Annotated in this window: 25 protein-coding genes; 14 read left to right on the top strand and 11 right to left on the bottom strand. The window is 64.3% G+C overall.

The features are described from left to right. Window positions 1-318, bottom strand: a 318-nt coding sequence (locus VNN77_19405; protein ID HXG53573.1) for an N-acyl-D-aspartate/D-glutamate deacylase, incomplete at its 3' end; no start/stop codon positions are given. A 131-nt stretch (window positions 319-449) separates the two neighbouring features. Here VNN77_19405 and VNN77_19400 point away from each other — a divergent pair. After that, window positions 450-983 (top strand): hypothetical protein, encoded by a 534-nt coding sequence (locus VNN77_19400; GenBank protein ID HXG53572.1) that lies wholly within the window; start codon window positions 450-452, stop codon window positions 981-983. 58 nt (window positions 984-1,041) lie between these two features. On the opposite strand, the gene aat is transcribed toward VNN77_19400, so the two are convergent. Further along, complete coding sequence (gene aat / locus VNN77_19395; GenBank protein ID HXG53571.1) at window positions 1,042-1,722, bottom strand: leucyl/phenylalanyl-tRNA--protein transferase; 681 nt, start codon at window positions 1,720-1,722, stop codon at window positions 1,042-1,044. A gap of 101 nt (window positions 1,723-1,823) precedes the next feature. Between aat and VNN77_19390 the strand changes: the two genes are divergently transcribed. From VNN77_19390 to VNN77_19380, 3 genes are all read left to right on the top strand, one after another. Then, window positions 1,824-2,195 carry a VOC family protein gene (locus VNN77_19390; GenBank protein ID HXG53570.1) on the top strand — a complete coding sequence of 124 codons (372 nt, stop codon included), beginning with the start codon at window positions 1,824-1,826 and terminating at the stop codon, window positions 2,193-2,195. Window positions 2,196-2,221: 26 nt separating this feature from the next. After that, window positions 2,222-2,530 (top strand): hypothetical protein, encoded by a 309-nt coding sequence (locus VNN77_19385; GenBank protein ID HXG53569.1) that lies wholly within the window; start codon window positions 2,222-2,224, stop codon window positions 2,528-2,530. Window positions 2,531-2,596: 66 nt separating this feature from the next. Beyond that, window positions 2,597-3,580 (top strand): zinc-dependent alcohol dehydrogenase family protein, encoded by a 984-nt coding sequence (locus tag VNN77_19380; GenBank protein HXG53568.1) that lies wholly within the window; start codon window positions 2,597-2,599, stop codon window positions 3,578-3,580. Window positions 3,581-3,625: 45 nt separating this feature from the next. Here VNN77_19380 and VNN77_19375 read toward each other — a convergent pair whose 3' ends face one another. Further along, entirely contained in the window at window positions 3,626-4,627 is a 1,002-nt protein-coding gene (locus VNN77_19375; protein ID HXG53567.1) for an ABC transporter substrate-binding protein, read from the bottom strand. 160 nt (window positions 4,628-4,787) lie between these two features. Here VNN77_19375 and VNN77_19370 point away from each other — a divergent pair, with 160 nt between their 5' ends. From VNN77_19370 to VNN77_19340, 7 genes are all read left to right on the top strand, one after another. Continuing rightward, window positions 4,788-5,807, top strand: a complete 1,020-nt coding sequence (locus VNN77_19370) for a thiamine pyrophosphate-dependent enzyme (protein HXG53566.1) — start codon at window positions 4,788-4,790, stop codon at window positions 5,805-5,807. Further along, window positions 5,804-6,775, top strand: a complete 972-nt coding sequence (locus VNN77_19365; GenBank protein ID HXG53565.1) for a transketolase C-terminal domain-containing protein — start codon at window positions 5,804-5,806, stop codon at window positions 6,773-6,775. The genes VNN77_19370 and VNN77_19365 overlap by 4 nt, the downstream gene beginning before the upstream one ends. 22 nt (window positions 6,776-6,797) lie before the next feature. Then, window positions 6,798-7,766, top strand: coding sequence for a thiamine pyrophosphate-dependent dehydrogenase E1 component subunit alpha (locus tag VNN77_19360; protein HXG53564.1), 969 nt, complete (start codon window positions 6,798-6,800; stop codon window positions 7,764-7,766). 89 nt (window positions 7,767-7,855) lie between these two features. Continuing rightward, window positions 7,856-8,830, top strand: a complete 975-nt coding sequence (locus VNN77_19355; GenBank protein HXG53563.1) for an alpha-ketoacid dehydrogenase subunit beta — start codon at window positions 7,856-7,858, stop codon at window positions 8,828-8,830. 723 nt (window positions 8,831-9,553) lie between these two features. After that, on the top strand, window positions 9,554-10,414 hold the full coding sequence (locus tag VNN77_19350) for a DMT family transporter (protein HXG53562.1): 861 nt from the start codon (window positions 9,554-9,556) through the stop codon (window positions 10,412-10,414). A gap of 282 nt (window positions 10,415-10,696) precedes the next feature. Further along, window positions 10,697-12,661 carry a DNA topoisomerase VI subunit B gene (locus tag VNN77_19345; protein ID HXG53561.1) on the top strand — a complete coding sequence of 655 codons (1,965 nt, stop codon included), beginning with the start codon at window positions 10,697-10,699 and terminating at the stop codon, window positions 12,659-12,661. 18 nt (window positions 12,662-12,679) lie between these two features. Continuing rightward, window positions 12,680-13,786: a DNA topoisomerase IV subunit A gene (locus VNN77_19340; GenBank protein HXG53560.1), complete on the top strand. Its 1,107-nt coding sequence runs from the start codon at window positions 12,680-12,682 to the stop codon at window positions 13,784-13,786. Window positions 13,787-13,862: 76 nt separating this feature from the next. Here the strand turns inward: VNN77_19340 and pal are convergent, their stop codons facing one another. Then, window positions 13,863-14,426: a peptidoglycan-associated lipoprotein Pal gene (pal, locus tag VNN77_19335; protein ID HXG53559.1), complete on the bottom strand. Its 564-nt coding sequence runs from the start codon at window positions 14,424-14,426 to the stop codon at window positions 13,863-13,865. Between the two features lie 320 nt (window positions 14,427-14,746). Continuing rightward, entirely contained in the window at window positions 14,747-15,787 is a 1,041-nt protein-coding gene (locus VNN77_19330) for a DUF475 domain-containing protein (GenBank protein HXG53558.1), read from the bottom strand. 114 nt (window positions 15,788-15,901) lie between these two features. On the opposite strand from VNN77_19330, the gene VNN77_19325 reads away from it, so the two are divergent. Together VNN77_19325 and VNN77_19320 are read left to right on the top strand one after the other, a co-directional pair. Then, on the top strand, window positions 15,902-16,324 hold the full coding sequence (locus VNN77_19325) for a peptide chain release factor-like protein (protein ID HXG53557.1): 423 nt from the start codon (window positions 15,902-15,904) through the stop codon (window positions 16,322-16,324). A gap of 138 nt (window positions 16,325-16,462) precedes the next feature. Further along, entirely contained in the window at window positions 16,463-17,110 is a 648-nt protein-coding gene (locus VNN77_19320) for a hypothetical protein (GenBank protein ID HXG53556.1), read from the top strand. A 93-nt stretch (window positions 17,111-17,203) separates the two neighbouring features. On the opposite strand, the gene VNN77_19315 is transcribed toward VNN77_19320, so the two are convergent. The 6 genes from VNN77_19315 to VNN77_19290 all read right to left on the bottom strand — a co-directional run bounded on the left by VNN77_19315 (window position 17,204) and on the right by VNN77_19290 (window position 24,583). Then, entirely contained in the window at window positions 17,204-18,205 is a 1,002-nt protein-coding gene (locus VNN77_19315; protein ID HXG53555.1) for an ABC transporter substrate-binding protein, read from the bottom strand. 61 nt (window positions 18,206-18,266) lie between these two features. Beyond that, on the bottom strand, window positions 18,267-20,015 hold the full coding sequence (locus VNN77_19310; protein ID HXG53554.1) for a thiamine pyrophosphate-binding protein: 1,749 nt from the start codon (window positions 20,013-20,015) through the stop codon (window positions 18,267-18,269). Between the two features lie 160 nt (window positions 20,016-20,175). Continuing rightward, on the bottom strand, window positions 20,176-21,261 hold the full coding sequence (locus VNN77_19305; GenBank protein ID HXG53553.1) for an amidohydrolase family protein: 1,086 nt from the start codon (window positions 21,259-21,261) through the stop codon (window positions 20,176-20,178). A 49-nt stretch (window positions 21,262-21,310) separates the two neighbouring features. Continuing rightward, the gene (locus tag VNN77_19300; protein ID HXG53552.1) at window positions 21,311-21,556 is read right to left on the bottom strand and encodes a hypothetical protein; all 246 of its coding nucleotides are present in this window, start codon (window positions 21,554-21,556) and stop codon (window positions 21,311-21,313) included. Further along, window positions 21,553-23,211 carry an FAD-dependent thymidylate synthase gene (locus tag VNN77_19295; protein ID HXG53551.1) on the bottom strand — a complete coding sequence of 553 codons (1,659 nt, stop codon included), beginning with the start codon at window positions 23,209-23,211 and terminating at the stop codon, window positions 21,553-21,555. Before VNN77_19295 ends, VNN77_19300 begins: the two co-directional genes overlap by 4 nt. A 94-nt stretch (window positions 23,212-23,305) precedes the next feature. Beyond that, window positions 23,306-24,583 (bottom strand): beta-ketoacyl-[acyl-carrier-protein] synthase family protein, encoded by a 1,278-nt coding sequence (locus VNN77_19290; protein HXG53550.1) that lies wholly within the window; start codon window positions 24,581-24,583, stop codon window positions 23,306-23,308. Between the two features lie 112 nt (window positions 24,584-24,695). On the opposite strand from VNN77_19290, the gene VNN77_19285 reads away from it, so the two are divergent. Then, the gene (locus VNN77_19285) at window positions 24,696-25,601 is read left to right on the top strand and encodes a TIGR01777 family oxidoreductase (GenBank protein HXG53549.1); all 906 of its coding nucleotides are present in this window, start codon (window positions 24,696-24,698) and stop codon (window positions 25,599-25,601) included. Window positions 25,602-25,623 lie beyond the last annotated feature (22 nt).

Genomic DNA, 25,623 nt, shown 5'->3' with positions numbered 1-25,623 from the left:
GTACTCCTCGAGAACGGGCCCCGCCAGCGGCGCCACCGTCTGGCTCTCCCCGATGATGTCCAGCGTTACCCCCTGGCGCACCTTGCTTTCCGCGTTGCCGTCGGCGATAAGCGGTTGATCGCTATGCGTGTGCATGTCGATGAAACCGGGCGTCACCACTCGACCATTGGCGGAAATCGCCCGTGCCCCCGATTGCGGGGCGATCCTGCCGATGGCGGCGATCCGCCCGTCCTTGATTGCCACGTCCCCGTAGAACCACGGATTTCCGGTCCCATCGACGATGCGACCTCCGTGAATCACGAGATCGAAAAGCGCCATCGGTTTCTCCTCGACGTTCGGTTGTGCATCCTCATATCACTGCCGCGCAACTACGACAAGCGTTCCCGGCCTCCGCATCGCAGCGTGCAGACACCGCGGCCGGGATGTGCTAGGAACTGTGCGGGCGCTCGATGATCCGACCGGAGTTCAGGAAAACCCTGCTGGACCAGCAGACCGCCGTGGTTGTTCTATGGGGTTTCTTCGCCGTCTCGATCTTGCTCTACATCGTCATCGCCCACTTCGTCCTCGCGGCGCGCGGCGCGCCGCTCGGCCCCGCAGCCGCAAGAGCGACGCGATGGATCATCTGGGCGCTCGTCCTCGTCGACGCCGTCTACCTGCTCTGGTGGAGGCGCCGACGCCTGACGCGCGCGGCGCTCGCCGACTCCGCCAAGACCAAAATCCTCCGGGCCCTCGAAGAGCACCGGACTCCCCGTGAAAGGGAGGCCGCGCTCGTCGTCTCGACCTACGTGACGCGAAAAGTCGTCGGCTTCGCGATCATCGAGGCGATCGCGGTCTATGGGCTCATGGCCGGCTTGATCGGCGGCTTTCTTGAGGATCAGTATCTGCTTTCGGCGCTGAGCCTGGTCCTGCTCGGGGTGGAATTCCCGACGAAGAGCGCGCTCGAGACCCTGGTGGCGGACATCGAAGCCGGCACATGGCCGTAAGCCGGCTCCGGAGCGGTTCCCGTCCGGCGATGCCCCGAAGAGAGCGCGCCGCCGGCGCCTAGACGCGCCACTTCCCGCGCTTGGTGGGATGGCGCAGCGCGGCGTGCAGACGCTTCAGGAAAATTCGGCGCGGGATCTCGACGGCGCCGAGCCGCAGCATGTGCTCGGTGGTCATCTGCGCGTCGATGAAATGGAATCCCCAGCCCTTCAGCTTTTCCACCAGCGCCGCGAGGGCGACTTTCGACGCGTCGCTTTTGCGGTGGAACATCGATTCGCCGAAAAACGCCTTGCCAAGGGAAACCCCGTAGAGACCGCCGACCAGCTCGCCGTTCACCCAGGTTTCCACGGAATGAGCGAAGCCGAGGCCATGAAGGTTCGTGTAGGCCTCCTGCATCTCAGGCGTGATCCAGGTTCCCCGCTGTCCTTCCCGGACCACGGTGGCGCACGCCCGGATGACGTCTTCGAAGGCGCGATCAAAGGTCACCTGAAAGATGCCTTTTCGAATAACCCTCCGGAGGCTTCGGGAGATCTTGAAGCTGTCCAGCTCCAGGATCAGGCGCGGGTCCGGCGACCACCAGAGAATCGGCTGATCCTCCGAGTACCAGGGAAAAATCCCCACGCGGTACGCCTCCAGCAGCCGATCGCTGGAAAGGTCCCCGCCGACGGCGATCAGCCCGCTCGAGTCCGCGTATTCCGGCGGCGGAAAGACCAGTTCGTCCACTAGCCGGTAAATGGGCATGAAACTATTTTAGCGCCGTGGCAAAAATTTTTCACCGGCCGGTCCGGGCTTGCAAAATCGCCTCGCGAGGGACTATCCTGAGAGCGTCCCAGGGGTTCCGCATGAGGTTCACGCGCATCGATCATGTCGCCGTTCATGTCGCCGATCTGGAGCGCTCCGTCGCTTTCTACGAGCGCCATTTCGGCTTCAAGAAATACTTCCAGCACTCCGCTTCCGGGGGAATGCAGATCGCCTACCTCCGGCTGGGCGACACCGTGCTGGAGCTGGCCCATCGGAAGGACGGGGCGGTGCGAGGGTTCCATTTTTGCCTCGAAACCGACGACTTCGACCGGGCCGTGGCGAGCCTCAGAGCGGCCGGCGTGGGTCTGGTGCGCGAGCCGCACGAGACCGCGGCGCGCGAGCAGCGGGAAGCGGGCTGGCGCAGGGCCGTCTTTGCCGGGCCGGACGGGGAACAGATCGAGATCCGCGGATAGAAGGCCCTTTGGGCCGGGAGGCGCTCATGTCTCAGAGCCCGTCAAAGACCATTCAGCTTTCTTGCCCGTGTTGCAGCGCGATCCTCACCATTGACCCGTCGCTGCCGGCGGTGCTCGACCACAAGCTTCCGGCCAGGCCTCAGCTGATCGGGGAGCTGAAGGACGCCGCCCGGCTGGTCAAGGAGGAGGCTGCGCGCAGGGACGAGAAATACCACCAGATCGCCGAAGCCGAGAAGAACAAATCCAAGGTCCTGGAAGCCAAATTCCAGGAGCTTTTCAAAAAAGCCAAGGAAGAGCCGATTTCCAGACCCCTCAAGGACATCGACCTGGACTAGCGCCGTCGGCCTTGCGACCACTTCGGTCCGCGGGTCAGGCGCGCGCTCGGTGGCTGCGGTTCCGTGATGCGCGCGATGTTGCTCGATCGACCCGGCAGCCCGCTTCGCCTGGCCCGGTTGCCGATCCCTCGCCCGCAAGACGGCCAGCTGCTGATCCGGGTTCGCGCCTGCGCGGTCTGTCGCACGGATCTGCACGTGGTCGACGGCGAGCTCCCCCGGCCGAAACTGCCGTTGATTCCCGGACACGAGATCGTCGGCGTAGTGGAAGAATCCGCCGCCAAAGCCGGCCGCTTCCGGCCCGGCGACCGCGTCGGCGTTCCGTGGCTAGGGTGGACCTGCGGCGACTGTGATTATTGCGCCTCCGGCCGTGAAAACCTCTGCAACGAGGCCCGCTTCACCGGCTACACGCTCGACGGAGGCTACGCCGAATACGCAGTGGCCGACCAGCGGTTCTGTTTCGCGATCCCGCCGGGCTGCGCCGACGCGGAGGCGGCGCCCCTGCTCTGCGCCGGCCTGATCGGCTATCGAAGCCTGGTCAAGGCGGGCGACGGCAAGCGGCTGGGGATCTACGGTTTCGGCGCCGCCGCTCACATCGTGGCCCAGGTCGCGCGCTTCCAGGGACGCGAGATTTACGCCTTCACCCGTCCTGGAGACAGCGAAGCGCAACGATTCGCCCTGGAGCTCGGGGCGGTCTGGGCGGGGGGCTCGAACGAGCTTCCGCCGGTGGAGCTCGACGCCGCCATCATCTTCGCGCCGGTGGGTGATCTGGTGCCGCAGGCGCTCCGAGCCGTGGCCAAGGGCGGAAAGGTCGTTTGCGGCGGCATCCACATGAGCGACATCCCGTCCTTTCCTTACGCGATTCTCTGGGAGGAGCGCTCCGTTTGCTCGGTTGCGAACCTCACGCGGCGGGACGGCGAGGAGTTTTTCACGCTGGCGCCGAAGATTCCGGTCCGCACCGAAACCGAGCTTTTTCCCCTGGAAAAGGCCAACGAAGCTCTCGACCGCCTGCGCTCCGGCAGGCTGCGGGGCGCGGCGGTCCTGGTGACGTGAACGCCGCCGGCAAGCGGCATCAACCCTTCCGCGACCACCAAGCCGCTATCGTTCGTAGAGCTTCTTGATGAAGCCGCTCTTGTCCAGCTCGGTTACGAAACTGGCGTCGGCGAACTCTTCGGGCTTGTGCTTCCACACGTCGGGCCGCGTGGCGGCGACGTACTCGTAGCTGGTCTTCATTCCCTTGAGGTTCGGATAGGGCGCGGCGAGCCGGTGCTTGGCGAACAGCTCCCACGATTCGTTCGCCAGACTGTCGTCGTCCAGCCGCAGGACCTTCTTGATCACCCGTTTGGCGAACTCCGGCTCTTGCTTGAACCGCGCGATCCCTTCGATGTGAGCGCGCATGTAGCGCGTCACGAGGTCGCGGTCCCTCTCGATCTGCTTCCGCGTGGTGGCGATCTCGCTCCACGGGTAATCGACTTCCTTGAAGAAGTCCCAGAACTGCACGAAGCCGGCGCGTTGCGCCAGGATGTAAGCTGGATGGGACAGTGCGGCGGCGTCGACCTTTCCCTGCTTCAGGGCGAGCAGGCGCTCGGCGTCGCCGCCGATCTGCAGCAGCGCGAATTCCCGATCGGGATTCAACCCCTTTTTCTTCGCGACATGGCGCACGAGGAAGTCCGTGAGGGAGCCGAACGTGGTGACGCCGACCCTTTTCCCCTTGAGGTCCTCGGTCCGCTTGATATCGGGACGCACCATCAGCGACTGCACCACCCCGGGCATGGTGTGGGCAAGAATCACCATGTCGGAGCCCGCCAGGACCGCGTTCATCACCGTCGGCGTGGCGATCGGCGAAATCGCGACGCTCCCGGCCACGAGCGCCCGCGAGGCGATCCCCGATCCCTGCATGACCACGACCTCGGCGTCCAGACCGTGCTTCTCGTAGATCCCGGCTTCCTTCGCGAAGAAAATGATCATGTTGCCCATGCTCACCGCCGGGACCCCCACGTGGATCTTCTTCCGCGCGCCGCCTTGCGCCTGAGCCGACTGGGGCGCCGTGAGCACGATCAGGAGCAACAGCCAGAAGCAAAGCCATGCCCGCTTGTTCATGGAAGAAGATCCTCCGTTTTCGTAACGCTCATCTCGCATATATTCCCCCGCTCCGGCGATTGTCAATCGCCGCGCTCGCGTCGATCGAAAGCCGGCGGCTCCGGCACGCCCGCGCTCCGTCGTTGACAAAGACGGCCGTTTTGCATATGGAGGGAGCATTATGCTGCCGCCGCTACCGCGTGAAACGCTGCTCGATTTCTGCCGGCGGATGCTCGTCATCCGCCACTTCGAGGAGAGCCTGGTCCCTTTGCACGACAAGGGAGTCTTCGGCGGCCATTACCATCTCTACATCGGCCAGGAAGCGACCGGCGTCCCGGCGATCTCCTGCCTGAGAGCCGACGACTATCTCTTCACGACGCACCGCAACCACGGGCACTTGCTCGCCCGCGGCGCAGACCCCAAGAAGCTTCTGGCGGAGATCCTCGGCCGGGCCACCGGTTACAACAAGGGCAAGGGCGGCTCCTTTCACACTGTGGTTCCCGCTCTCGGCTTTCTTCACACCTCGGCGGTCGTTGCGGGCATCATCCCGCTCGCCACCGGGACGGCGTATGCCGCCAAAGCGCTGGGGAACGGGCGCGTCACAGTGTGCCTCTTCGGCGACGGAGCGCTCGAAGAGGGAGCCGCTCCGGAAGCCTTCAACCTGGCTTCGCTGTGGAAGCTGCCGGTGCTCTTTTTGTGCGAGAACAACGGGAAATACGGTTCGGGGCGGGCTCGGGCCGCGGCCCAGTCGTCGACGATGGCCGCCTACCCGCTCACCGACCTGCCGGCGGCGTACAAGATTCCCGCTATGCAGATCGACGGAATCGACTCGGGCATCGTCCACGCCGCGGTCTCGGAAGCGGTCGAGAAAATACGGCGAGGCGAGGGCCCGCAGTTCATCGAGGCTCAAACCGTCCGCTGGCCGGGTAGCGAGACCAACTGGCCGAGCGTGGTTCAGCCCACGGACTGCTCGCTCGCATGGGACGTAAGCGGCGTTCCCGAAAAAGTCCGCGAATGGTATCGGAGCTGCGATCCGCTGCTGGTTTTCGTTCGCGAGCTGGTGGAGGCGGGCCATGCCACTCGCCGGGAGATCGCCGATCTGGAAAACAGAGTGAGGGCCGAGATTGCGGCCGCGGTCGATTTCGCCGTCTCCAGCCCGTATCCGGCGCTCGAAGAGGCGACCACGGATGTCTACGCATGAGAGAGCTTGCTTACTACGAGGCCAAGTTCGAGGCACTGCACGAGATCATGGCCGCCGACCGGCGGGTTCACCTGATCAACGGCACGTTTTTGAGCCTGAGCCCCCACCGCCACGTTTTTCAGGAGCTGGCGAAAAAGTACGGGGACCGGATGCACTCGCCGCCGATTTCGGAGCTTTCCTTCTGTGGCCTGGCGATCGGGGCGGCCATGGCGGGCCTGCGGCCGATCGTGGACATCAGTACGGGGAGTTTCATTTTCGAGGCGTGGCCGCAGGTGGTCAACGAAGCGGCCAACGCTCTCTACATGTCCGGCGGTCAAACCAGAGTGCCCGTGGTTTTTCACCTGTTTCACGGTCTGCGCGGCAGCGGAGCCGCGCAGCACTCCGCAAGCCCTCAGGCGATGCTCTGGAACTGCCCTGGACTGGAGATCGTCCTTCCTTCGACCCCCCGCGATGTCAAAGGGCTCCTCAAGGCGGCCGTAGCTTCGGACAATCCGACGATCTTCGTAGATCACGTGCAACTGCTCGACACGCGCGGCGAAGTTCCCGAAGACCAGGGACCGATTCCGTTAGGCGTCGCCGACGTGAAGCGCCGCGGCTCCGACGTCACCATCGTTGCGACATCGTACATGGTGACGCGCTGCCTGAAGGTGGCGGAGCGGCTCGCCGCCGAAAAAATCGACGTCGAGGTGGTCGACCCGCGCACGCTGGTGCCTTTCGATCTGCCGGCGCTGCTCGCCTCGCTGGAGAAAACCGGTCGCCTGGTTATCGTCGACGAGACGCACGGGAGCTGCGGTGTCGCCGCGGAGATCCTCTCGCGACTGGTCGAGAGCGGCTTCGACAAGCTCAAGGCGCCGCCCCGACGCGTGAGCACGCTGGACGTCCCCGTCCCCTACAGCCCGCCGCTGGAGGAGCACATCGGGCCGCGTGAAGACCGCATCGCCGAGGCGATCCGCTCGGTCCTTCGCTAGCGCACGCTTGCCGTTTCCCTCGATGAGGCCGGCCGGGAAAAACACCAGAGAGCTGGTTTCGCTGCTGCAACGGATGTGGCTCATCCGGGCCTTCGAGGAGAAGGTCTCCGCGCTTTATGCCGCGCGTCACATCGTCGGCCTGCTGCACCTCGGAATCGGCCAGGAAGCGGTCGCCGTCGGCGCCTGCAGCCTGCTTTCGCGCGGGGACTACGTTTTTGGCGGCCACCGCTCGCACGGTCATGCGATAGCCAAGGGAGCGGACATCGGTCGATTGCTTGCGGAGATCGCCGGTCGCGCCGCCGGGTATTGCCGCGGCAAGGGCGGATCGATGCATCTTGCAGCGCCGGACTGCGGATTCATCACCGCCACCGGTGTGGTGGGCGGAACGATTCCGCTCGCTCTCGGGGCCGCATTCGCGGCCAAGGAGAGAAAGCAGGGACGGGTGGCCGTGGTCTTTTTCGGCGACGGCGCGGGGCAGACCGGCGCGTTCCACGAGTCTCTGAACATCGCGAGCCTGTGGAAGCTGCCGGTGATTTTCGTCTGCGAGAACAACGGCTACGCGGAGTTCACGCCGCTATCCAGCCACACGCTCGTCGAGAGGCTTTCCAAGCACGCGAAAACCTACCGTATCCCCGGCTTCGTCGTCGATGGCAACGACGTGCTGGGGGTGCGCACCGCGGTTGCAAAGGCGCTGCGAGGGGCGCGTGCGGGCAAAGGACCGGCCTTCGTCGAATGCCTGACCTATCGCCTGCGGGGTCATTACGAGGGCGACCCGGCGAAGTACCGCGAGCTCTCGGAGCTCGCCGAATGGAAAAAAAAGGACCCCATCGCCCGCTTCGCCCGCGTGCTCAAAGGAAGGAAGCTCCTTTCCGACGCCGAGATCGGGGCGATCGAAGGAGAGGCACGGGCTCTGGTCGAGAAGGCGGCGGAATTCGCCCTCAGCTCTCCGTGGCCGGAGGCCGCCGAGGTCGCAACCCAGGTAACGCCCTGAAGCTGCTACGGAGTTTCTGGTTTCTCGTTCGCGGTTTCCGGTTTTTACTGAACGCCGAAGCAGCAGCCTGAAAGAGCCCGTCGACAGCAATGCCCGAGCTGACCTATCTGGAAGCGATTCGTGCCGCCCTGCGCGAAGAGATGAGCCGCGACTCGTCGGTCTACCTCTTCGGCGAGGACGTGGCTCTCGGCGGGCCGTTCGGCGTCACCAGGGATCTCGCCGCGGAGTTCGGGGCGAACCGCGTCGTCAACACGCCCATCAGCGAAGGAACGGTGATGGGGCTTGCGATCGGCGCTGCGACCGCCGGCCTGCGTCCGGTGGTCGAGATCATGTTCATCGATTTCATCGCGCTCGCGCTGGACCAGCTCGCGAACCACGCGGCCAAGCTCCATTACATGTCCGGCGGGCAGTTGCGAATCCCGCTCACGGTCCGGGTGCAATGCGGTATTCACGGCAACATGGGAGCGCACCACTCGCAGAGTCTCGAAGCCTGGCTCGCGCACGTCCCGGGACTCAAGGTGGTGATGCCGTCGAACCCCGCCGATGCCAAGGGATTGCTGAAAGCTTCCATTCGAGACGACAGTCCCGTGGTCTTTATCGAGCATCGAGGGCTTTACGCCTCCCGCGGTCCGGTTCCCGAGGGCGAGCACGTCGTGCCGATCGGCGCCGCCTCCGTGATGCGGTCGGGCGACGACGTCACGGTTGTCGCTCTCGCAAAGATGGCCGGTCTTGCTCTGGAAGCCGCCGCCGAGCTGGCGGCCGAAGGAATTTCCGTGGAGGTAATCGATGCGCGCTCGCTCTCGCCCCTCGATGTCGCGACGATCTCCAGCTCGGTCCGGAAGACGGGACGGCTGATGATCGTTCACGAAGCGGTTGCGCAGGGCGGAGTGGGCGCCGAGATCGCCGCACGAGTGCAGCAGGAGGCGTTTTACTATCTCGATAGCCCGATCGAGCGGCTCGCCGCAGCTTTTGCGCCCGTTCCCGCAAGCCCCGCGCTGGAGTCCGGTTTTCTGCCCGGCAAGAAGCAGATCGCGGACGCCGTTCGCCGGCTGCTGCAACGCTAAAATCGTCCCTCCCGTGTCATCCCTGTCACGGCGGCTTCGCGCCCGATGTCAGGTCGCGGCGGCCTGGGCAGCGTCGGAACCGAGAAAAATCCTTTCAACGACGGACGGTAAACGCTTTTTGCCAGGTCTGGCATGCCGCTTGCGTCCGCCGCGTTCCGGTAGCGAGAGGAAAATATGGAAGCGGCGATTCGTGTCCGTTCTCACGAAAGTCGATCCACGTCCGAAACGCTCAACGGCGCGGTCTGTCGTCACTGCGGAGCGAAGCTTTATCCCAAAAAGCTCCTCAAAGCTCATCTGACGCGCCACCGCGTTCTTCAGCGCTGGTTCAGCGGCGAATTGCGCAAGCTCAGAGATACGATGGCGCGAATGAGGTACATCTGATTTCCCGGAAACTCCGCCGATAGCCGAAGATACCGAAGTTCCAGCCCCCGCAGTCTCTCCCCTCCGCAGCCCGCCGACCGGACACCGGGCGCCTGCGGGCGCCCGGCCGCTCTGTTTCCCCGAGTCGTTTCGCGTTCCGCTTCGGTTCGTTCGCAGATTCACTGTAAAAAACGGAAACCGGGAACCGGAAACCGTCCTCGGCCTGCTTTCGATACCCGCCAATGAGATCCCTGGTCGTAAACAAGCGTTGGGCTGCCGATCCACATCAAGTGCTCGGCTTGCAAAAGCACCCGGCGCGGGTTTAAGTCAGGCATTGCCCGTCCTGCAACGCGAGCAGCACCTGTGCGGTCGGAGATCATCGCCATATTCTCAGCCATGGGCTGGGCCGGGGATTCGGTCCTGGTCCGCCTCGGCAGCCGCCGCTCCAATATCTTTGCGGCCATGGTGGTGAGCTACGTCGTCTCGGCGGCCGCGATCTGGAGCTACCTTCTCACCAACCGCTCGCTTGCGTTCCTTCAGTCTCCCGCGATGATCTATTTCCTCATCAGCGGATGCCTGCAGCCGCTCGTGGCGCGGGCCTTATTCTACGAAGGGCTGACCAGGATCGGGGTGGCCCGGGCGGGGCCGCTGCGCGGTTCGGAGCCGCTGTTCGCGGCGGCCATTGCCCTCGCCTTTCTCCACGAGCGCCCCGGGCCACCGGTCTACCTCGGGACCCTGCTCATCGTCGGCAGCCTCTGGCTGATTTCGGGCGCCCCGAGCGACAAAGCCCGATGGCGCTGGGTGGACTGCGCTTTCCCGCTCGGGGCCGCCCTCGTTTCCGCGGTGTCGCAGAGCCTGCGCAAACAGGGGTTGAACATCCTGCCCGATCCGTTCGTAGCCGCAGGGGTGGTAACCGGCGTCTCGCTCTGTCTCCTGACACTGTTCATGCTCTGGACCGGAAGAACGCGCGCGGTATTGATGCCGCGCCGCAGCGCGCTCTTTTTCCTCCTGGCGGCTCTGCTCGCCGTCACCGCCCAGATCTTGAATTTCGTCGCCCTCGGTCGGGCCGAGATCTCCGTGATCATCCCCTTGCTGAACACCACCCCGCTTTTCAACGTGCTTTTCAGCGCCCTCTTTCTTCGCGAGCTCGAACAGGTAACGCCGAAGATCGCCCTCGGTGCGATCCTGATGGTCGCCGGAGTGGTGATCATCACCAGCCGTTGACCGCGAAGAGGAAAAATCGCGCCCCCGGGTACCAAATCCCGCCATCTCTGGTATAATCAAAATCGTTTGCTCTTCCGGCTCGAGCCCGCGGATACGACGCGGACCTCTTTCATTGGCAAGGCGAACGATCTGGATTCGAACCCGGCCGCTCACGTGGCCGGCCCGAGAATTACGAAGGAGCTCATCGGTACGTAGACGTCCGTCGGTTTCGGCCGAGAGCCACCAGGATGCGATGTCCACATACCTGCGAGCTCGCTGACAGCAGGAGACGAACAACAACCGATGTCCAAACCGATGCCGAAACCTGCCGGACCGGCCGGCGGCGGTAGGGGCGCCGCGCCGGCACCGGTCTCCGCCGCCGAGATGGGCGCCCGGCAGCGCGAGATTTCCGTCTCGGAGTTCTTCACCAAGAATCGTCATTTGCTCGGCTTCGACAACCCGCGAAAGGCGCTGCTCACGTGCGTCAAGGAAGCGGTGGACAACGCGCTCGACGCGTGCGAGGAAGCCGGCATTCTCCCCGAAGTCGTCGTCAAGGTGGAAGTCGTCCCGAACGGCGGCGCCCTGCCGCCGCCCAGCCAGGCGAACCGCTTCCGGATCACGGTTGTCGACTACGGGCCGGGTATCGTCCGCGAGCAGATCCCGCGGATCTTCGCCAAGCTGCTCTACGGCTCGAAGTTCCACCGTCTGCGCATGAGCCGCGGCCAGCAGGGAATCGGAATCTCCGCGGCCGGCATGTACGCCCAGCTCACGACCGGCAAACCGGTGCAGATCATCTCGCGAACCAGCGCTCGAACGCCGGCCCATTACTTCGAGGTCCAGATCGACACCAGGAAAAACGAGCCCCGGATCCTGGAGCGGAAGCAGATCGACTGGGAGGCGCATCGCGGCACTCAGGTGACGCTCGAAATCGAGGGACGTTACCAGAAGGGGCGGGCTTCGGTGGACGAGTATCTGGAGCAGACCGCGATCGCCAACCCGCACGTCAAGCTCGTCTACCATACGCCGGAGGGCGAGATCAGGGAATATCCCCGCACGATTCACGAGCTGCCTCCCCAACCGCGCGAGATCAAGCCGCACCCTTACGGGATCGAGTTCGGGATGCTGCTGAAGATGCTCCACGACACCAAAAGCCACTCCCTCGCGGGTTTCCTGGCGAGCGATTTCAGTCGCGTCTCTCCGGCGCTGGCGCGCGAAATCTGCAAGGCCGCAAGGCTCTCCCCCGAATCCCGGCCGCGCGACATCCACGGCGCCGCCGCCGAGACGCTTTACAGGACGATCCAATCCACCAGGATCATGGCGCCGCCGAGCAACTGCATCTCGCCGATCGGGGAGAAAGCGATCCTGCACGGACTGTACAAGCAGATCAAGGGCGAGTTTTACACCGCCGTTACGCGCCCGCCCGCGGTTTACCGCGGAAACCCATTCATCATCGAGGCGGGGCTGGCTTACGGGAAGGGGCCGGAGCACGCCGGCGGCGAGCCGCAGACCCCTGCGCGGCCGCTCGCCGAGGGCGAACGGCACGAAGGAGACGAGGAACTGGCCCGGGTCATCCGCTACGCCAACCGGGTTCCCCTCCTGTACCAGCAGTCGGCGTGTGCGACCTTCAAGGCCGTCCTTGAAACGAGCTGGCGCAATTACGGCGTCGCGCAGTCGCGCGGCGCGCTCCCGGCCGGTCCGATGGTGATCTTCGTCCACATGGCGTCGGTGTGGGTGCCGTTCACCAGCGAATCCAAGGAGGCGATCGCCGACTACGACGAGATCCGGCGCGAAATCAAGCTCGCCCTCCAGGAATGCGGCCGGCGGCTCGGCGTCTTCCTGCGGCGCCGGGAGCGGGCGAAAAGCGAGTTTCGCCGCCGCAACATCTTCGAGCTCTACATCGAGGAGGTCGTGGAGGCGTGCAGCCGCCTGAAGCGCGGCAAACTGTCCAGAGAGAAGCTCAAGCTCCAGCTGCAGAAGATCGCAGCCAAACGTACCGGCGGCGAGAAAACGGACGAGCTCCTCGGTCGCGACAGCCCGGAAGGGCTGCCCCACTCGATCATCGTGACCGAAGAGGGAACGGAAGGCGAGGCGCCGGCGCTCCCGCCGGAGAGGAGCGGGGGCGCCGGCGATTCCCGCCGCGCTTTCGTGCAGGAGGCGGAAGCCTCCGCGGCCGAGCCTTCCGGCGAGAAAGCCGGGGCGTCGAGAAAGCCCCCGGGCCGCAGGTCGCCCGCCGGCAACGTCGCGCGAAAGGCCCGGCGCGGATCCTGAGACCGGATGGGGAAGCTCATGGCGCGAAAAAGAACGAACGTCAACGGCAACGTCGAAAAGAAGCTCATCGGCATCGCGGATGCGGTCGTGACGGCCGCCGAGCGGGGAAAAGATCCGACGCTCTCGATCCCCGTTCGCAGCCTCGCCAACGTCACCTTCGACGCGAAGCGCGGCATCATCGAGATGGGCCGCAGGAAGCAGGCACGCTCCTTCTTCAACGTCGGCATGGCGAAAAAGTTCATGCAGACGGTCCTGGTGGCGGATGCTCTGGCGGAGCTGCAGCGGTCGAACCTCACCACCTCGCTGCGCGAGATCTACTACCGCACGAAACACACGATCAGGAACTCGCACGAGAACACCTTCGACAGCCAGAACGAGTCGGACCCGCTCATCGAGGATCTCGAGGTCACGCTGGACGCCCTGCGAGAGGAACTCCACGTGCGCGCCGAGAACGCCGGCACGGTGGTGGGTCCGCTGGTCCTGATCGACGACGGCGACCGGGTGGACTGCACCCGTCTCGGGAAAGGCGGATACTCGGTGCCCTCGATCGTCGAGCCGGAATATATCCAGATCGCGAGATGCACGGCGGACTTCGTGCTGCTCGTCGAAAAAGGGACCCAGTGGAACCGGCTTTCGGAAGACAAGTTCTGGCGGCGCTACAACTGCATCCTGCTCACGGGAAACGGCCAGCCGCCGCGCGGCGTTCGTCGTCTCGCGCGCCGGCTGCACGAGGAACACGAGCTTCCCGTCTACGTGCTCGTGGACAACGACCCCTGGGGCTACTACATCTATTCGGTCGTCAAGCAGGGGTCGATCAATCTGGCGTTCGAGAGCCAGCGGATGGCGATCCCGAAGGCCAAATTCATCGGTTTCTCGAGCTCGGATCCCGACCGTTACGGGTTACCGCGAAACGTCGGGATCAAGCTCAACGAGAAAGACATCAACCGCGCCCGGGAGCTGTTGAAGTACCGGTGGTTCCAGAAGAAGGAGTGGCAGGAGGAAATCAAGCGCATGCTCGCCTCCGGGCTCAAGTACGAGCTCGACGCGCTCGCCAACAAGGACTTCCAGTACCTGACGAAGAACTACCTTCCGCGCAAGCTCAAGGAGAAAGACTGGCTGGACTAGCGCAGGCCGCCTTCGCGGGGCCCGGAGCCACGCGCCGGCCCGGGCCCCGACGGCACGCGAACGGGAGGAACCGCCCCTAGGTCGTGGGCCGCTCAGGCTGGACCACGAACCGCGCGCGGCGGTTTCTCTGCCAGCACTCCTCGGTCTTCTCGGTGCAGACCGGAACCTCCTCCCCGTAGCTGATGGTCGACAACCGTTCGGCGCCGATTCCAAGGCTGACGAGATAGTCCTTCGCGCTCTGCGCCCGCCTGGCGCCGAGAGCGAGATTGTATTCGTTGGTTCCCCGCTCGTCCGCGTGGCCTTCGATCTGCACCCGGGCCGAGGGGTTGTTCTTCAGCCATTCCGCATTGGCCTTTAGCGTAGCACGGGCATCCGGCCGCAGGTCGTATTTGTCGAAATCGAAATAAATCTCCTTCAGCGGGCCTTCCGTCGCCGCCTGCCCTCGCTGGAGCGCATCGAGACTCGACCCGCTGGTGGCGGTGGTAGCTTTGGCTGCCGGTTGCGGGGCGCTGGGAGCAGCCGCTCTGGCGGACGTTCCCGCGGCGGCCTCCGGCTTCGCCGTGCCGGACGCACACCCGGTCAGGGCCAAAGCCAGGACGGGAAAAAGAGCGAAAGACAGAGCGTGTCTTCGACTGAACATCTCTGAATTCCTCCTTTTTTGAGTTTTAGAGACCTCTCTTCGGATGCTTTCGTCGGGCGCGCGGGCTAACTGAATTCCTGCTTTCAACCCTCGGCCGATCTCAGGCGTGAAATCGCGCAGCGTGTTTCCGTTAAGCATTCTGGTTTCCTGCGTCAAGGCTGCCGTCCCCGAAGGCCTCTCTTGACCTAGGGGAAAAGCGTTCTAGAATTTGGGAAAAAATCGCATCGCCGGCCGGAGGATAGCGCTGGCTCCGAAAAGGGGGATTTTAGCCCTAAAACCCGGGCCCGATGGACCGGCCGTATCGCTTGCCCTTGCGCCGCTCAGGCGCCGCGAGCGCGCCGGTTGTAACGGACGGAGTCCACGAAGGCGCCGACGATAAAACCCGCCCCGATAAGCCCCGTAACTACCTCGGGAATGTGACGGGCCGCGTTGAGGAACATGATCACCGCCAGCGCGGTAATGGCGTAGAACGCCCCGTGTTCAAGGTAACGGTAGGAGGTCAGCGCCTCTTGCTCCACCAGCATGATGGTCAGGCAGCGCACGAACATGGCGCCCACGCCGAGCCCGATGGCGATGACGAAAAGGTTGTTCGAAAGCGCGAAGGCACCGATCACGCCGTCGAAGCTGAAGCTCGCATCGAGCATTTCCAGGTATAGGAAGCCGGCCGCGCCCGAGCGTGCCATCTCCCCGGCCACCGCCGGATCATGGCTCAGCGCGGCTGCGCCCCCGTCCACCGCGATGTACGTCACCAGACCGAAAATTCCCGCGATCAGAAACCGCATCTGCTCGGCCGCGGAAAGCTCGGCGGAGACGAGACAAAGCAGGATCAAGACCAGTCCCAGCTCGACCGCCTCGATGCGTCCCAGGCGTGCAAGCGGGCGCTCGATGACCGCGATCCAGTGCACGTCCTTTTCATGGTTGAAAAAATGCTTGAGCCCCACCATCGCGAGAAAAGCGCCTCCGAAAGCGGAGACCGATACGTGCGCGCTGGCGAGGACCCGGGAGTAGCGATCCGGGTCCGTGGCGGCCATGACGAGCGCCGATAACGGATCGATCGAGGCGATGACCGCCACGACGAGCAAGGGGAAAACGATCCGCATGCCGAAAACTGCGATCGCGATCCCCCATGTGATGAAGCGGCGGCGCCATACCGGGGTCATCTTTCTCAGCACGGTCGCGTTCACGACGGCGTTGTCGAAAGAGAGGGAAACCTCGAGAATGGCAAGCACGCCGACGATGAACATGGTCGAGAGGGCGCCGACGAGAGTGCCGCTTTTCTGCCACCCGAGAAAACCGCCCGCAACGAGCCCGGCAGCGGTCACAAGGAACGAATTTCGAAAGTAGCGGATCGTGGTGAGCACCTACCGAGTCGATTAGCGCAATCGCGGTTTCCTGTCCAGGCCCTGTCCGGAGGGGCGGGCACCGCCGCGGCGCGAACCCTTCCTCGTACGCGCAGGCGTATGGTAACTTAAGGCATGGCTTCCAGTCCGGTTTCACCGTTGAAACAAAGGCTCCTGCACGATCGCATGGAAGCTCTGGGAGTCCGTGAGGAGGAGATCGAGGAAACGTTCGTTCGCGCCTCCGGCGCGGGCGGCCAGAAGGTGAACAAGGCCTCGACCTGCGTGGTGCTTCATCACCGCCCCACCGGGATCCGGGTGAAATGCCAGCAGGAGCGATCCCAGGCGCTCAACCGTTTCCTGGCCAGAAGAATCCTGCTGGACAAGATCGAGCGCAGGCTTCGGGGCGAGCGCGCGGCTGCCGAGCAGGAGATGGCGCGGATTCGGCGGCAAAAAAGAAGGCGCTCGCGCCGCGCTCGGGTCAAGCTCCTGGAGAACAAGCGGCACAGAGCCGAAAAGAAAGCCCGCCGGGCCCCGGTTCACCCCGAGAGTCTCGATTGAAGTCGCTCCCCTCGACCGAAGCGTTTTCGCCGATCGGATCGCTCGGCATAGGGCGCGCGCTCGCTGCCCGCAGCTTGACCATCAGCCGAACCGTTTGATAGCAAGGAGATGGCTCCGCGGAGGGGCCGGGAGGCGGCGATGGACAGTCGCGAATTCGCAGCGGCGCTGCAAAGACGGGTGGCCGAGTTCTGCGGGACTCTGGACGCGAAGCTTCCGGCCTACAGCTACATTCCCCTCACGAACGACGAGCAACGCGTCAAGGTCATGCAGAGCCGGCTGTTCAACGAGATCCGCGCCGGCGAGATTTTCGGCGGATGGCTGAAGAGCACACCGGAGCTGGACGTGAAAAAGACGCTCGCCGAAGCGGTCCACGAGGAGTACGTGCACGCGACCTACCTCGAGGAGGCGCTGCGGCAAAAAGGGGCGGTGCCGCACGAGTACCGCCCTTTGCCCGCGCAAATGGCGATGTTCAACGCCTTCGAAGGATTGACCGAAACCGTGGAGCGAATTGCTGCGTTTCCGATGGCCGGTGAAGGCGTCGCCGACTATCTGATCGCCAGGAGCCTGGAGGCCGCGAGCGTCCCGTCATGGGTCACGGCCCCGTACCGCAAGATCCACGAGGACGAAAGAGAGCACGGCAACTACCCGTTCGAGATCCTGGTCAAGTACGCCACGACCGCCGAGAAACAGGAACGCGCCGCGCGCGCGGTCGAGATGAGCCTCGCCCTGCGGCGGCACTATTTCGACAATCTCGACCGCTGGGTGTACGAGGGCAGGGCGTTCTAGAGGACCCTGCCGTCCCCGAGCGAGGCGGAGCGCGAAGAACGAGGAGCCGGGCGGGTCCCCGAGCGGGGGCTCGGCGCGGCGGAAATCCCGCCGCTATTTCTCGTAGAGTCGCTTGATGAAGCCGGCCTTGTCCAGCTCCGCGACAAAGCTCGGATCCGCGAACTCCTCCGGCTTGTGCTTCCAGACGTCCGGGCGCGTGAGGGCGACGTATTCAAAGCTGGTCTTCATCCCGGGCAGATTGGGATACGGCGCCGCAATGAAAGCTTTGGAAAAGATTTCGTAGGACTCGTTGACCAGATCCTCGTCGTCAAGCCGCAGCACCTTGCGGATGACTTTCTTGCCGAACTCCGCGTCCCTCTTGAAAAGCGCAATCCCTTCGATGTGGGCCTTCATGTAGCTCATGACGGTCTCGCGGTCGTTCTTTACGGTCATTCGACGCGTGCTGATCTCCATCCAGGGGTAGTTCATCTCCTTGGCGGAATCCCACAGCATCGAGAAGCCCATGCGCTTCGCCCTGCCGTAACCGGGGTGCGACATCGCCGCGCCGTCGACGACGCCGGTCTTGAGCGCCACGATTCGCTCCGCGTCGCCCCCGGTCTGGATCAGTGTCAGGTCTCGGTCCGGGTTGAGCCCTTTTTTCTTGGCGATGTACCGCACCAGAAAGTCGGTCAAGGAACCCAGGCTCGACACCGCGATCTTCCTTCCTTTGAGGTCTTCCGGTCGCTTGATCTCCGGCTTTACCATGAGCGCGTGCACGACACCCGGCATCGTATGGGCCAGGATCGTCAGGTCCGCGCCGGCCAGGTCGGCGCTGATGACCGTCGGCGTGGCAATCGGCGAAATCTCGATGTTGCCGCTGATCAGCGCCTTGGAAGCGATGCCGGAACCGTTCATCGTGATCACCTCGGCGTCCAGGCCGTGCTTCTGAAACAATTTCGCTTCCCTGGTGACGAAAATGATGATGTTGCCCATGCTGACCGAGGGAACGCCGACGCGAATCTTCTTGAGCGGCTTTGCTTGAGGATGAGCCGCCCGAGCCAGCGCCAGTCCGAGGAGAACGAGCACGATGACCATCGCCGACCTGCTACGTTTCATGCGGTGCCTCCTTCATGGCAGAACCTTGTCGTTCAAGCGCTTGAGCTAACGCGCCGTGGTGTCATACGTTCTGAATGAAGACATCCACCAGCGCCGGCCGCTTTTCTTCTTTGATGATCCTGATGGCGCGGTCGAGCGCGGGCCGGATCTGATCAGGTTCCGTGACCGGTCCCTCTCCCGCCACGCCCAAGGAGCGCGCCAGTCCCGCGAAGTCGACGGGCGGCTTTTCCATGCGCATGCCCACGACCTTGTTTTCCGGCGGCCGCCCGCGCGCGATGGCGATCTTTTCCTGGTGCTCCTCGTCGTTGTAGTAGGTCCGGTTGTTGGTCATCACGGTAAGGAGCGGGACCCCTGCATTGGCCGCTGTCCAGAGCGCGCTCGACGTGTAGAGCAACTCGCCGTCGCGTTGCAGGTTGACACAGATGGTATCGGTTCCCCGATAGGGAATGGCCGCGCCCACCGAGGCTCCGGGCCCGTACCCGAGCCCGCCGCCTCCGTAGCCCCCGAGATAGAGGCCCGGCCTGTTCCAGTCCCACAGCCGTTGAGGCCAGCCCCGAAAACCGCCTGCGACGAGAAGCCAGGATTCCGTCTTGACCGCCTCCCACACCTCGTGAGCGAGCCGCGGCGGCGAGATCGGTCGCTCGTCCCAGCGTCGTTTCAGCTCGCTCTGCCAGCGGGCGCGGATCTCGCGGTGCTGGGCCGCCAGCGCTTTCCCGCGCTCCTCGACCGCGCTCCTCGAAAATTTTCCTTCGCGGTGGATCTCTTCGATCAGCGCGGGGAGAAAAACGGCCGTGTTCGCTACGATCGGAAGATCGACCGGCGCCAGCTCTTGAAAGTCGCTGGTCCAGCCGCGCATCGAGATGTCCGCCAGCGTGACGTGAATCACTTTACAACCGGGCCGCGTGGCCGGGACGGCCGCGCGCGTGGCCGGGTCCTGCCGCACGAGCGCGCCGAAGAGGTCCGTGACGTCCAGCCCGAGGATCACGTCGGCCTCGGCGACCAGCTCGCGGTTGCGGCCGGTCAGGTTGAGCGGATGCGTGTTCGGAAAATTCAACCGGGCGCCGAGATCGACGACCGGAATGGAGAGGAGCTCGGCAAGCTCCACGAGGCTCACCACGGCATCGTTGTTCCTGCCGACGTAGTCCGCGAGGATCACCGGCTTCTGCGCCTGGCTCAGCAGGCGGGCGGCTTCGCGGATGGCGCCCGCTTCCGCCTGCAGCGGCGCCGGCGGGCGATGACGCCCGGGGTCGGGCAGGGCAATCTCCTTTTCCAGCAGCGTTTCCTGATCGGTTACGTCGAAGCAGATATAGACGGGCCCCGGTGGATCGCTGGTCGCGATCCGGTGCGCCCGCATCATCGACAACGGAATCGACTCGACACCGACGGGCTGGTCGTCCCATTTGACGAAATCGCGAACGAGATTTCCCTGGACCAGGGCCGTATGGATCCAGTCGATCCACGGCCGCCGCTTGCTCGTGTTCATCGGACCCGTGCCGCCCATGACAAGGATCGGGGTGCGGTCACACCAGGCATTGTAGATCGCCATCGAGGCATGCTGCAGCCCCACCACGTCATGCACGATGGCGGCCATCGGCTTTCCCGCGGCCTTGGCGTAGCCGTGCGCGACTGCGACCGCGATTTCCTCGTGGCAGCAAAGAACGATCTCCGGGTTCGCCCGCCGGCCGCTCTCGTAGTTCACGAGCGAATCGTGGATGCCGCGGAAACTGGAACCGGGGTTCAAGGCGACGTACTCGATGCCGAGAAGCTTCAACAGGTCGACGATCAGATCGGAACCGTAGCGAGCAGCCATGCGCACCTCCTTGGTCGGGCTGGTTTTTCGAATCCCCTTTCTTTAACGCCAAAGAGATCGCGCGGCAACCGGGCGCAGCCGCCCGGAGTGGTCGAGCCGACAGCCGGGCGTTCGCGACCCTTCGACACCCCGAAGGCGGAAGGAAGCCCGAGCAGGGCGTCTACTGGATCGCGGCCGCCGCCGTGCTCCGGACCGGCTGAGGAATCTCCATCCCGTAGAGCCTGGCGACGTTCGTGCAAACGAGCTTTCGGCGAACCTCCGCCGGCAAATGGCCGAGGTCGCGATCGATGAATTTCCTCGACTCCGGCCAGGTGGAGTTGCCGTGCGGATAGTCGTTCGACCACATGCAGTTGTCCTGTCCCCACCATGTGTAATGGTGGCCCGCCACGTTGTCGCGGAAGAAGGTCGCGTAGATCTGGCGGCTGAAATACTCGCTCGGATTCTTCGAAATCGGCGGCGGGTTGGCGGCCTTGAACCGGTTGTAGTAGTAATCCCACTGCTGCAGCATGAACGGCATCCACCCCACCTCGTTCTCGACGCTCACGAGCTTGAGCTTCGGGTAGCGCTCCAACACACCGTAGAAAATCAGCTCGAACAACGCATCGGTGATCTCCCTGAGCTTCAGGTTGACGCTGCCCCGGTAGTGCTCGACGCCAGACCGCCGGTTCCCGAAGACGGTCTCCTTGTGATAGCCGTGGCCCGTGAGAATGTGAAGGTTCACGGGCATGTTCAGATCCTGGGATGCCGCCCAGAACTTGTTGTAGTGGTCCGACTTGAACGGAAGGTCCGGGTGCGGCGCCTGCCAGATGATCGACCCCCGCAGGCCTGCTTTGGCGCACCGCTCGAGCTCCTTGACCGCCTCGTCGATGTCGTAGACCGAGATCGCCGCGATCCCGATCAGACGCTTGGGAGCAACTTTGCAATAATCGATCAACCAGTTGTTATAGGCGCGGAAACAGGCTTCCTGCAACTTGGCGTCGTCCATCGCGAAGTGCGGCAGCAAGTAGGTCGGATAGAGCACCTCGGCGCTCACGCCGTCGGTTTCCATCTCCTGGATCCTGCGGTTGGGATCCGATCCTCCGGGATGCGTCTGAAAGCTCTCACCGACTTTCAGTTGCGGAAACCTCGGCGCACGATCGCGGTACGGTGCGTCGACGCGCTCGACCAGAGTGTCCGGCGGCTCCATCACGTGAGAATCGGACGAGATCAAGACCTCCGTGCCCGGAGTAACGCTGTCGGCGTTCATAACTACTTCTCCTTTCCACCCGGCTGTAGCGTTTTGTTCTGGACGAGGTCTACACCCGCGGGCACTGGTCGTCAAGGCCGCGGCGGGCCATCTCGGCGACGCTCGACGAACACTCCCCATGATGCCGCCTGAGGGTTCTTGCCTCTTCGGGGTCACGGCCCGCCGGCAATTCCATCGACCCTTTCATGTCCGCGAAAAGAACCGTCACCTGCTTGCGCTCGCCTTCGAGCGCACCCTTTGACGCGAGAATCTTTTCGGCGAGTTGCCTGGGAGTGCAGGTTTGAGGTGAGTTCATTCTTTGTTCTCGAGCGCGGACTTTTTGTACTCCGTGCGCATCTCGGATTGCAAACGGCCGAGCCGGTAATGGCGCCAGTCGACGAATCTTCCGCACTCGGCCAGCACCGGGTGGACGGACTCGATCTTGCGCCAGATCTCCTGACAGATCAGGCGATAGTCCGGATGGCCTTGCGGCATCGTGCGCAGCTCGACGATGTGGAGCGCCTCCCGCAGATTCATCTTCATGTACCAGCGGACCCGGTACGCGAACGGCACCGCGTACTGGGCCTCGCGGGGCAGTTGCGGATAGATCCGTTCGTAGAGCTCCGCCGCGCGGCTCATGCACCGGTCGAATTCATCCTTGAATCCCGCCTCCTCGATCTCCGGCGGCGTATCGTAGCCGTGCGCCGTCGTGAAGTCCTGGCGCTCCTGGGTGAGGATGCGGTGGCGGTGCAGGTCGCGGTACAATCCAAGGTTCCCGAGAATGTCGAACGTGTAATAGACGTTCTCGAAGGCGCGGCCGAGCTTGTCGCGGCGGTGGCGCCGCCGCTCGAAGCAGTCCTTCAGGATCTGCCGGCGCTCCTCCGGGCTCATCCGCGCGGCTAGCTGGCGGAGCTGCTGCAGCGGCTGGCGCCCGTGGGGATAGAGGATGGCCGCAATGACCTTTTCCTCGGCGTTGCGATCGTAATCGACCAGCGACACCGCCTCTTTGGTTTCGGCCACGTCCGCTTCCCGTGTGGCCGCTTTCCTCGCCGCCGCAGCGGCCCCGGCGAGATACTCGTCGGCCCGGGCCCGCTTGACGAAGGACGGGATGAGCTGGTTGAGCTCGCCGTGCATCGCGACCGCCAATTCCCTGGCCTCGCTCAGGTCGTGCGAATAGAGCTTGGTGAGGAGATATTCGAACGCCTGCCCGACGCCGAACAGGCCGACGTTCGTGAGCGTCGCCGCCGGCAGGTAGCTCCGCAGGACGTCGCAGGCGTGAGCGCGCACCGTCGCCCGGTAAGCGTTCTCCGCCCAGCGCTTGAGCTTCTCCTCCTTGCAGGCATCGGCGTAGCTCAGAGGCGCGCCGGTCGCCGGATGGCGGACTTCCACCTGCTCGATCGGCAGCGACCGCGCGACGAATTCCAGCATCGGCCCCATCTGACGCGAGTAGGTGTCGAAGAGGAGATTCATGACCTCGAGGAAGACGTCGCGGTGCGGCGACGCCATGATCTTCGGCTCCCGGTAGAAGAGGTACCGGCCGTGCGAATCTTTCTGATCGAAGCGAACGTAGCGGGTCGACTTCTCCAGCGGTGCGATTCCGATGCGTGCATCCTCGAGGATCTTGGCCGCGACGTTCGACACATTCTCGCACGCGATATGGGCCGCGCCGAGCTGGGCCACCGAGTCGTCGCCGTACCCGATCAGCACCCGATCGTAGAAGGCCCGGGCTCTCTCGAGCGCGGCGCCGGCGCCGGAAGGCTCCCGTCCCAGCAGCTCGTTCAGCCCGAGCCTCGGATCGCCGAGGAATTCCTCGAGGAACGTCCGCCGCAGGCTCCTGGTCGACCGGCTGTAGCGCGAGAAAAGCGCGCCCGCCACCTCCTGCGGCAGCCTCAAACCGAAGACGGGCCGATCGAGATTGGTGAAAAACGGCGCCAGGATTTTTTCTTGTTCGAGGGTGAATTCGGATTTCATCGAGCTCCTTCGGCCAGTCGCGCGCTATTGTATTCGCTTCATGTCCGATGACAAGCCGAAACCCGACCCGCGTCTGTTCGCGCGGCGGCCCTGCTCACCCGCCGCTGGCGCCGCGGGCGATCACCAGCGCCGAGTTCTTGGAGCCGAAGCCGATGCAATTGCACAGCGAAAGCTCCGCTGCTTTCGGCCGCGCGCGGTTGGGGATGTAGTCGAGATCGCATTCGGGGTCGGGATCCTCGAGGTTGATCGTCGGCGGCAGCACGCCGTGGTTCATGGCGAGGATCGCCGCCGCAGCGCCCGCGGCGCCGGAGGCGCCCTGGGGATGGCCGATCATCGATTTCACCGAGCTCATCGGCACTTCGTAGGAGCGCCGCCCGAAGCAGCGCTTGATCGCCCTCGTCTCCGTCGCGTCGTTAAGCACCGTCGACGTGCCGTGCAGCGCGACGTAGCCGATCTCGTCCTTCGCCACGCCCGCGTCCTCGATCGCCAGCGCCATCGCCCGCGCCGGCTCGTCGCCGTCGGGGTGGAGCCGAACCCTGTGATAGGCGTCGCAGGTCGAGCCGTAGCCGAGAATCTCCGCGTAAATCGTCGCGCCGCGGGCCACGGCCCGCTCGCGTTCCTCCAGGACCATGATCCATGCGCCCTCGCCCAGCACGAAGCCGTTGCGCCGACGGTCGAAGGGGCGCGAGGCGCGCGCGGGCTGGTCGTTGTAGCCGGTCGCCACTACCCGCATGATGCAGAACCCCTGCATGAGCGACCGGGTAACCGGGGCATCGACGCCGCCGCTCAGCAGGTGATCGGCGAGGCCGAAGCGGATCAGGTTGAAGGCGTAACCGAGCGCGTCGGTGGAGCTGGTGCAGCCGGTCGAGATCACGTGGCTCGGCCCCCGCAGGTCGAACCGCATCGAGATCTCGCTCGACAACGTCCCGATGGTGGCGCTCGACACGTTGTAGGCGCTCACCTGCCGCAGCCGGTTCGAAAAATAGAGCCGATACTGTTCCTCGATGAAATCCGGCGCTCCGCCTCCGCTCCCGAGAACCACACCCCAGGACCGCTTCTCCTCGAGCGTCAGCTCCTCGGGGCGGATGCCGGCCTGCCCCAGGGCTTCTTTTGCCGCCGCCAGGGCGAGCAAAGCCGCCCTGCCCACCCGGCCGCGATCCTTTTCGGGAACGTGGTTCGCGGCGCGAAAGTTCCTGACCTCGGCGGCGATCGTGCAGCAAAGGCCGTCGGCGTCGAACGAGGTGATCGCGTCGACGCCGGAGACACCCGAGCGAAGTGCGCCCCAGTAGGCGTCCGCTCCGATTCCGCAGGGGCTGACGACGCCGAGACCGGTCACGGCCACGCGGCGGCCCCTTTCTCGCGCCGGATTCATCTTGACTCTTCACCCGCGAAATTGTTTCATCGTGCTCAACATATCACCTGCCGGATACCCGGTTAAGCGGGCCGGAAAGGGTCAACGGCCGCGAGGCGCCGGAGGGAGCGATATGAACTTGATGGTGACCGGAGCAACGGGTTTCATCGGCTCCGTTCTGACGGACCGTCTTGCCTCCCGGGGCCACGCGTTGACGCTGCTCATGCGCTCCTCGCGCCAACAGCCCGTGCAGCCGGGCCGGCGCTGGATAACCTGGACCCCGGGCGCCGGCGGCGAGTGGGAGAGCCTTGTCGACGGGGCCGACGGAATCATCAATCTCGCCGGCGAACCGATTGCGGCCAGGCGCTGGACCAGAGCCCAAAAGCAAAAGATCCTCGCCAGTCGCGTCGAAACCACCGAGGCGATCGTCAGGGCGATCGACAAGGCGAAGAACAAGCCGGCGTTCCTGCTCAACGCGTCGGCGATCGGCTATTACGGCGACCGGGGCGACGAAACCATCACCGAACAATCCTCCCCGGGCGTTGGATTTCTCGCCGAGACGGCACGCAAATGGGAAGAAGCGGCGCGGAAAGCCGAGCCGATGGGGGTTCGGGTCGTCTACCTGCGCATCGGGATCGTGCTGGGGCGCGGCGGCGTGCTGGCAAAGATGCTGCCTCCGTTCAGATTCTTTCTTGGTGGTCCCCTGGGCACAGGGAAACAGTGGGTGTCCTGGATCCATATGGACGACCAGATCGACCTCATGATGTACGTGCTCGAACATCCCGAGGTCTCCGGCCCGGTGAACGCCACTGCGCCAAACCCGGTGACCATGAAAGATTTCTGCCGGACGCTCGCGAAGGTTTTGCACCGGCCTTGCTGGCTTCCTGTGCCGGCCTTGGTGCTCCGTCTGGCGCTCGGTGAGATGGCGGACGTGATTCTCACGGGTCAAAAGGTTTTACCCGCCGTAGCGCAAAAGCTGGGCTACCGTTTCCGGTACCCCCACTTGGAGGGCGCCCTGCGTGCCTGCCTTCCGTTCTGAAAGGTGCAAGGCGACAAAGGGC

It is taken from the genome of Candidatus Zixiibacteriota bacterium (assembly GCA_035574315.1).
Taxonomy (GTDB): Bacteria; Desulfobacterota; Binatia; order UBA9968; family UBA9968; genus DATLYW01.
Note: the sequence above shows the minus strand (reverse complement) of the source record. Positions and strands in the feature narration are given on the sequence as shown.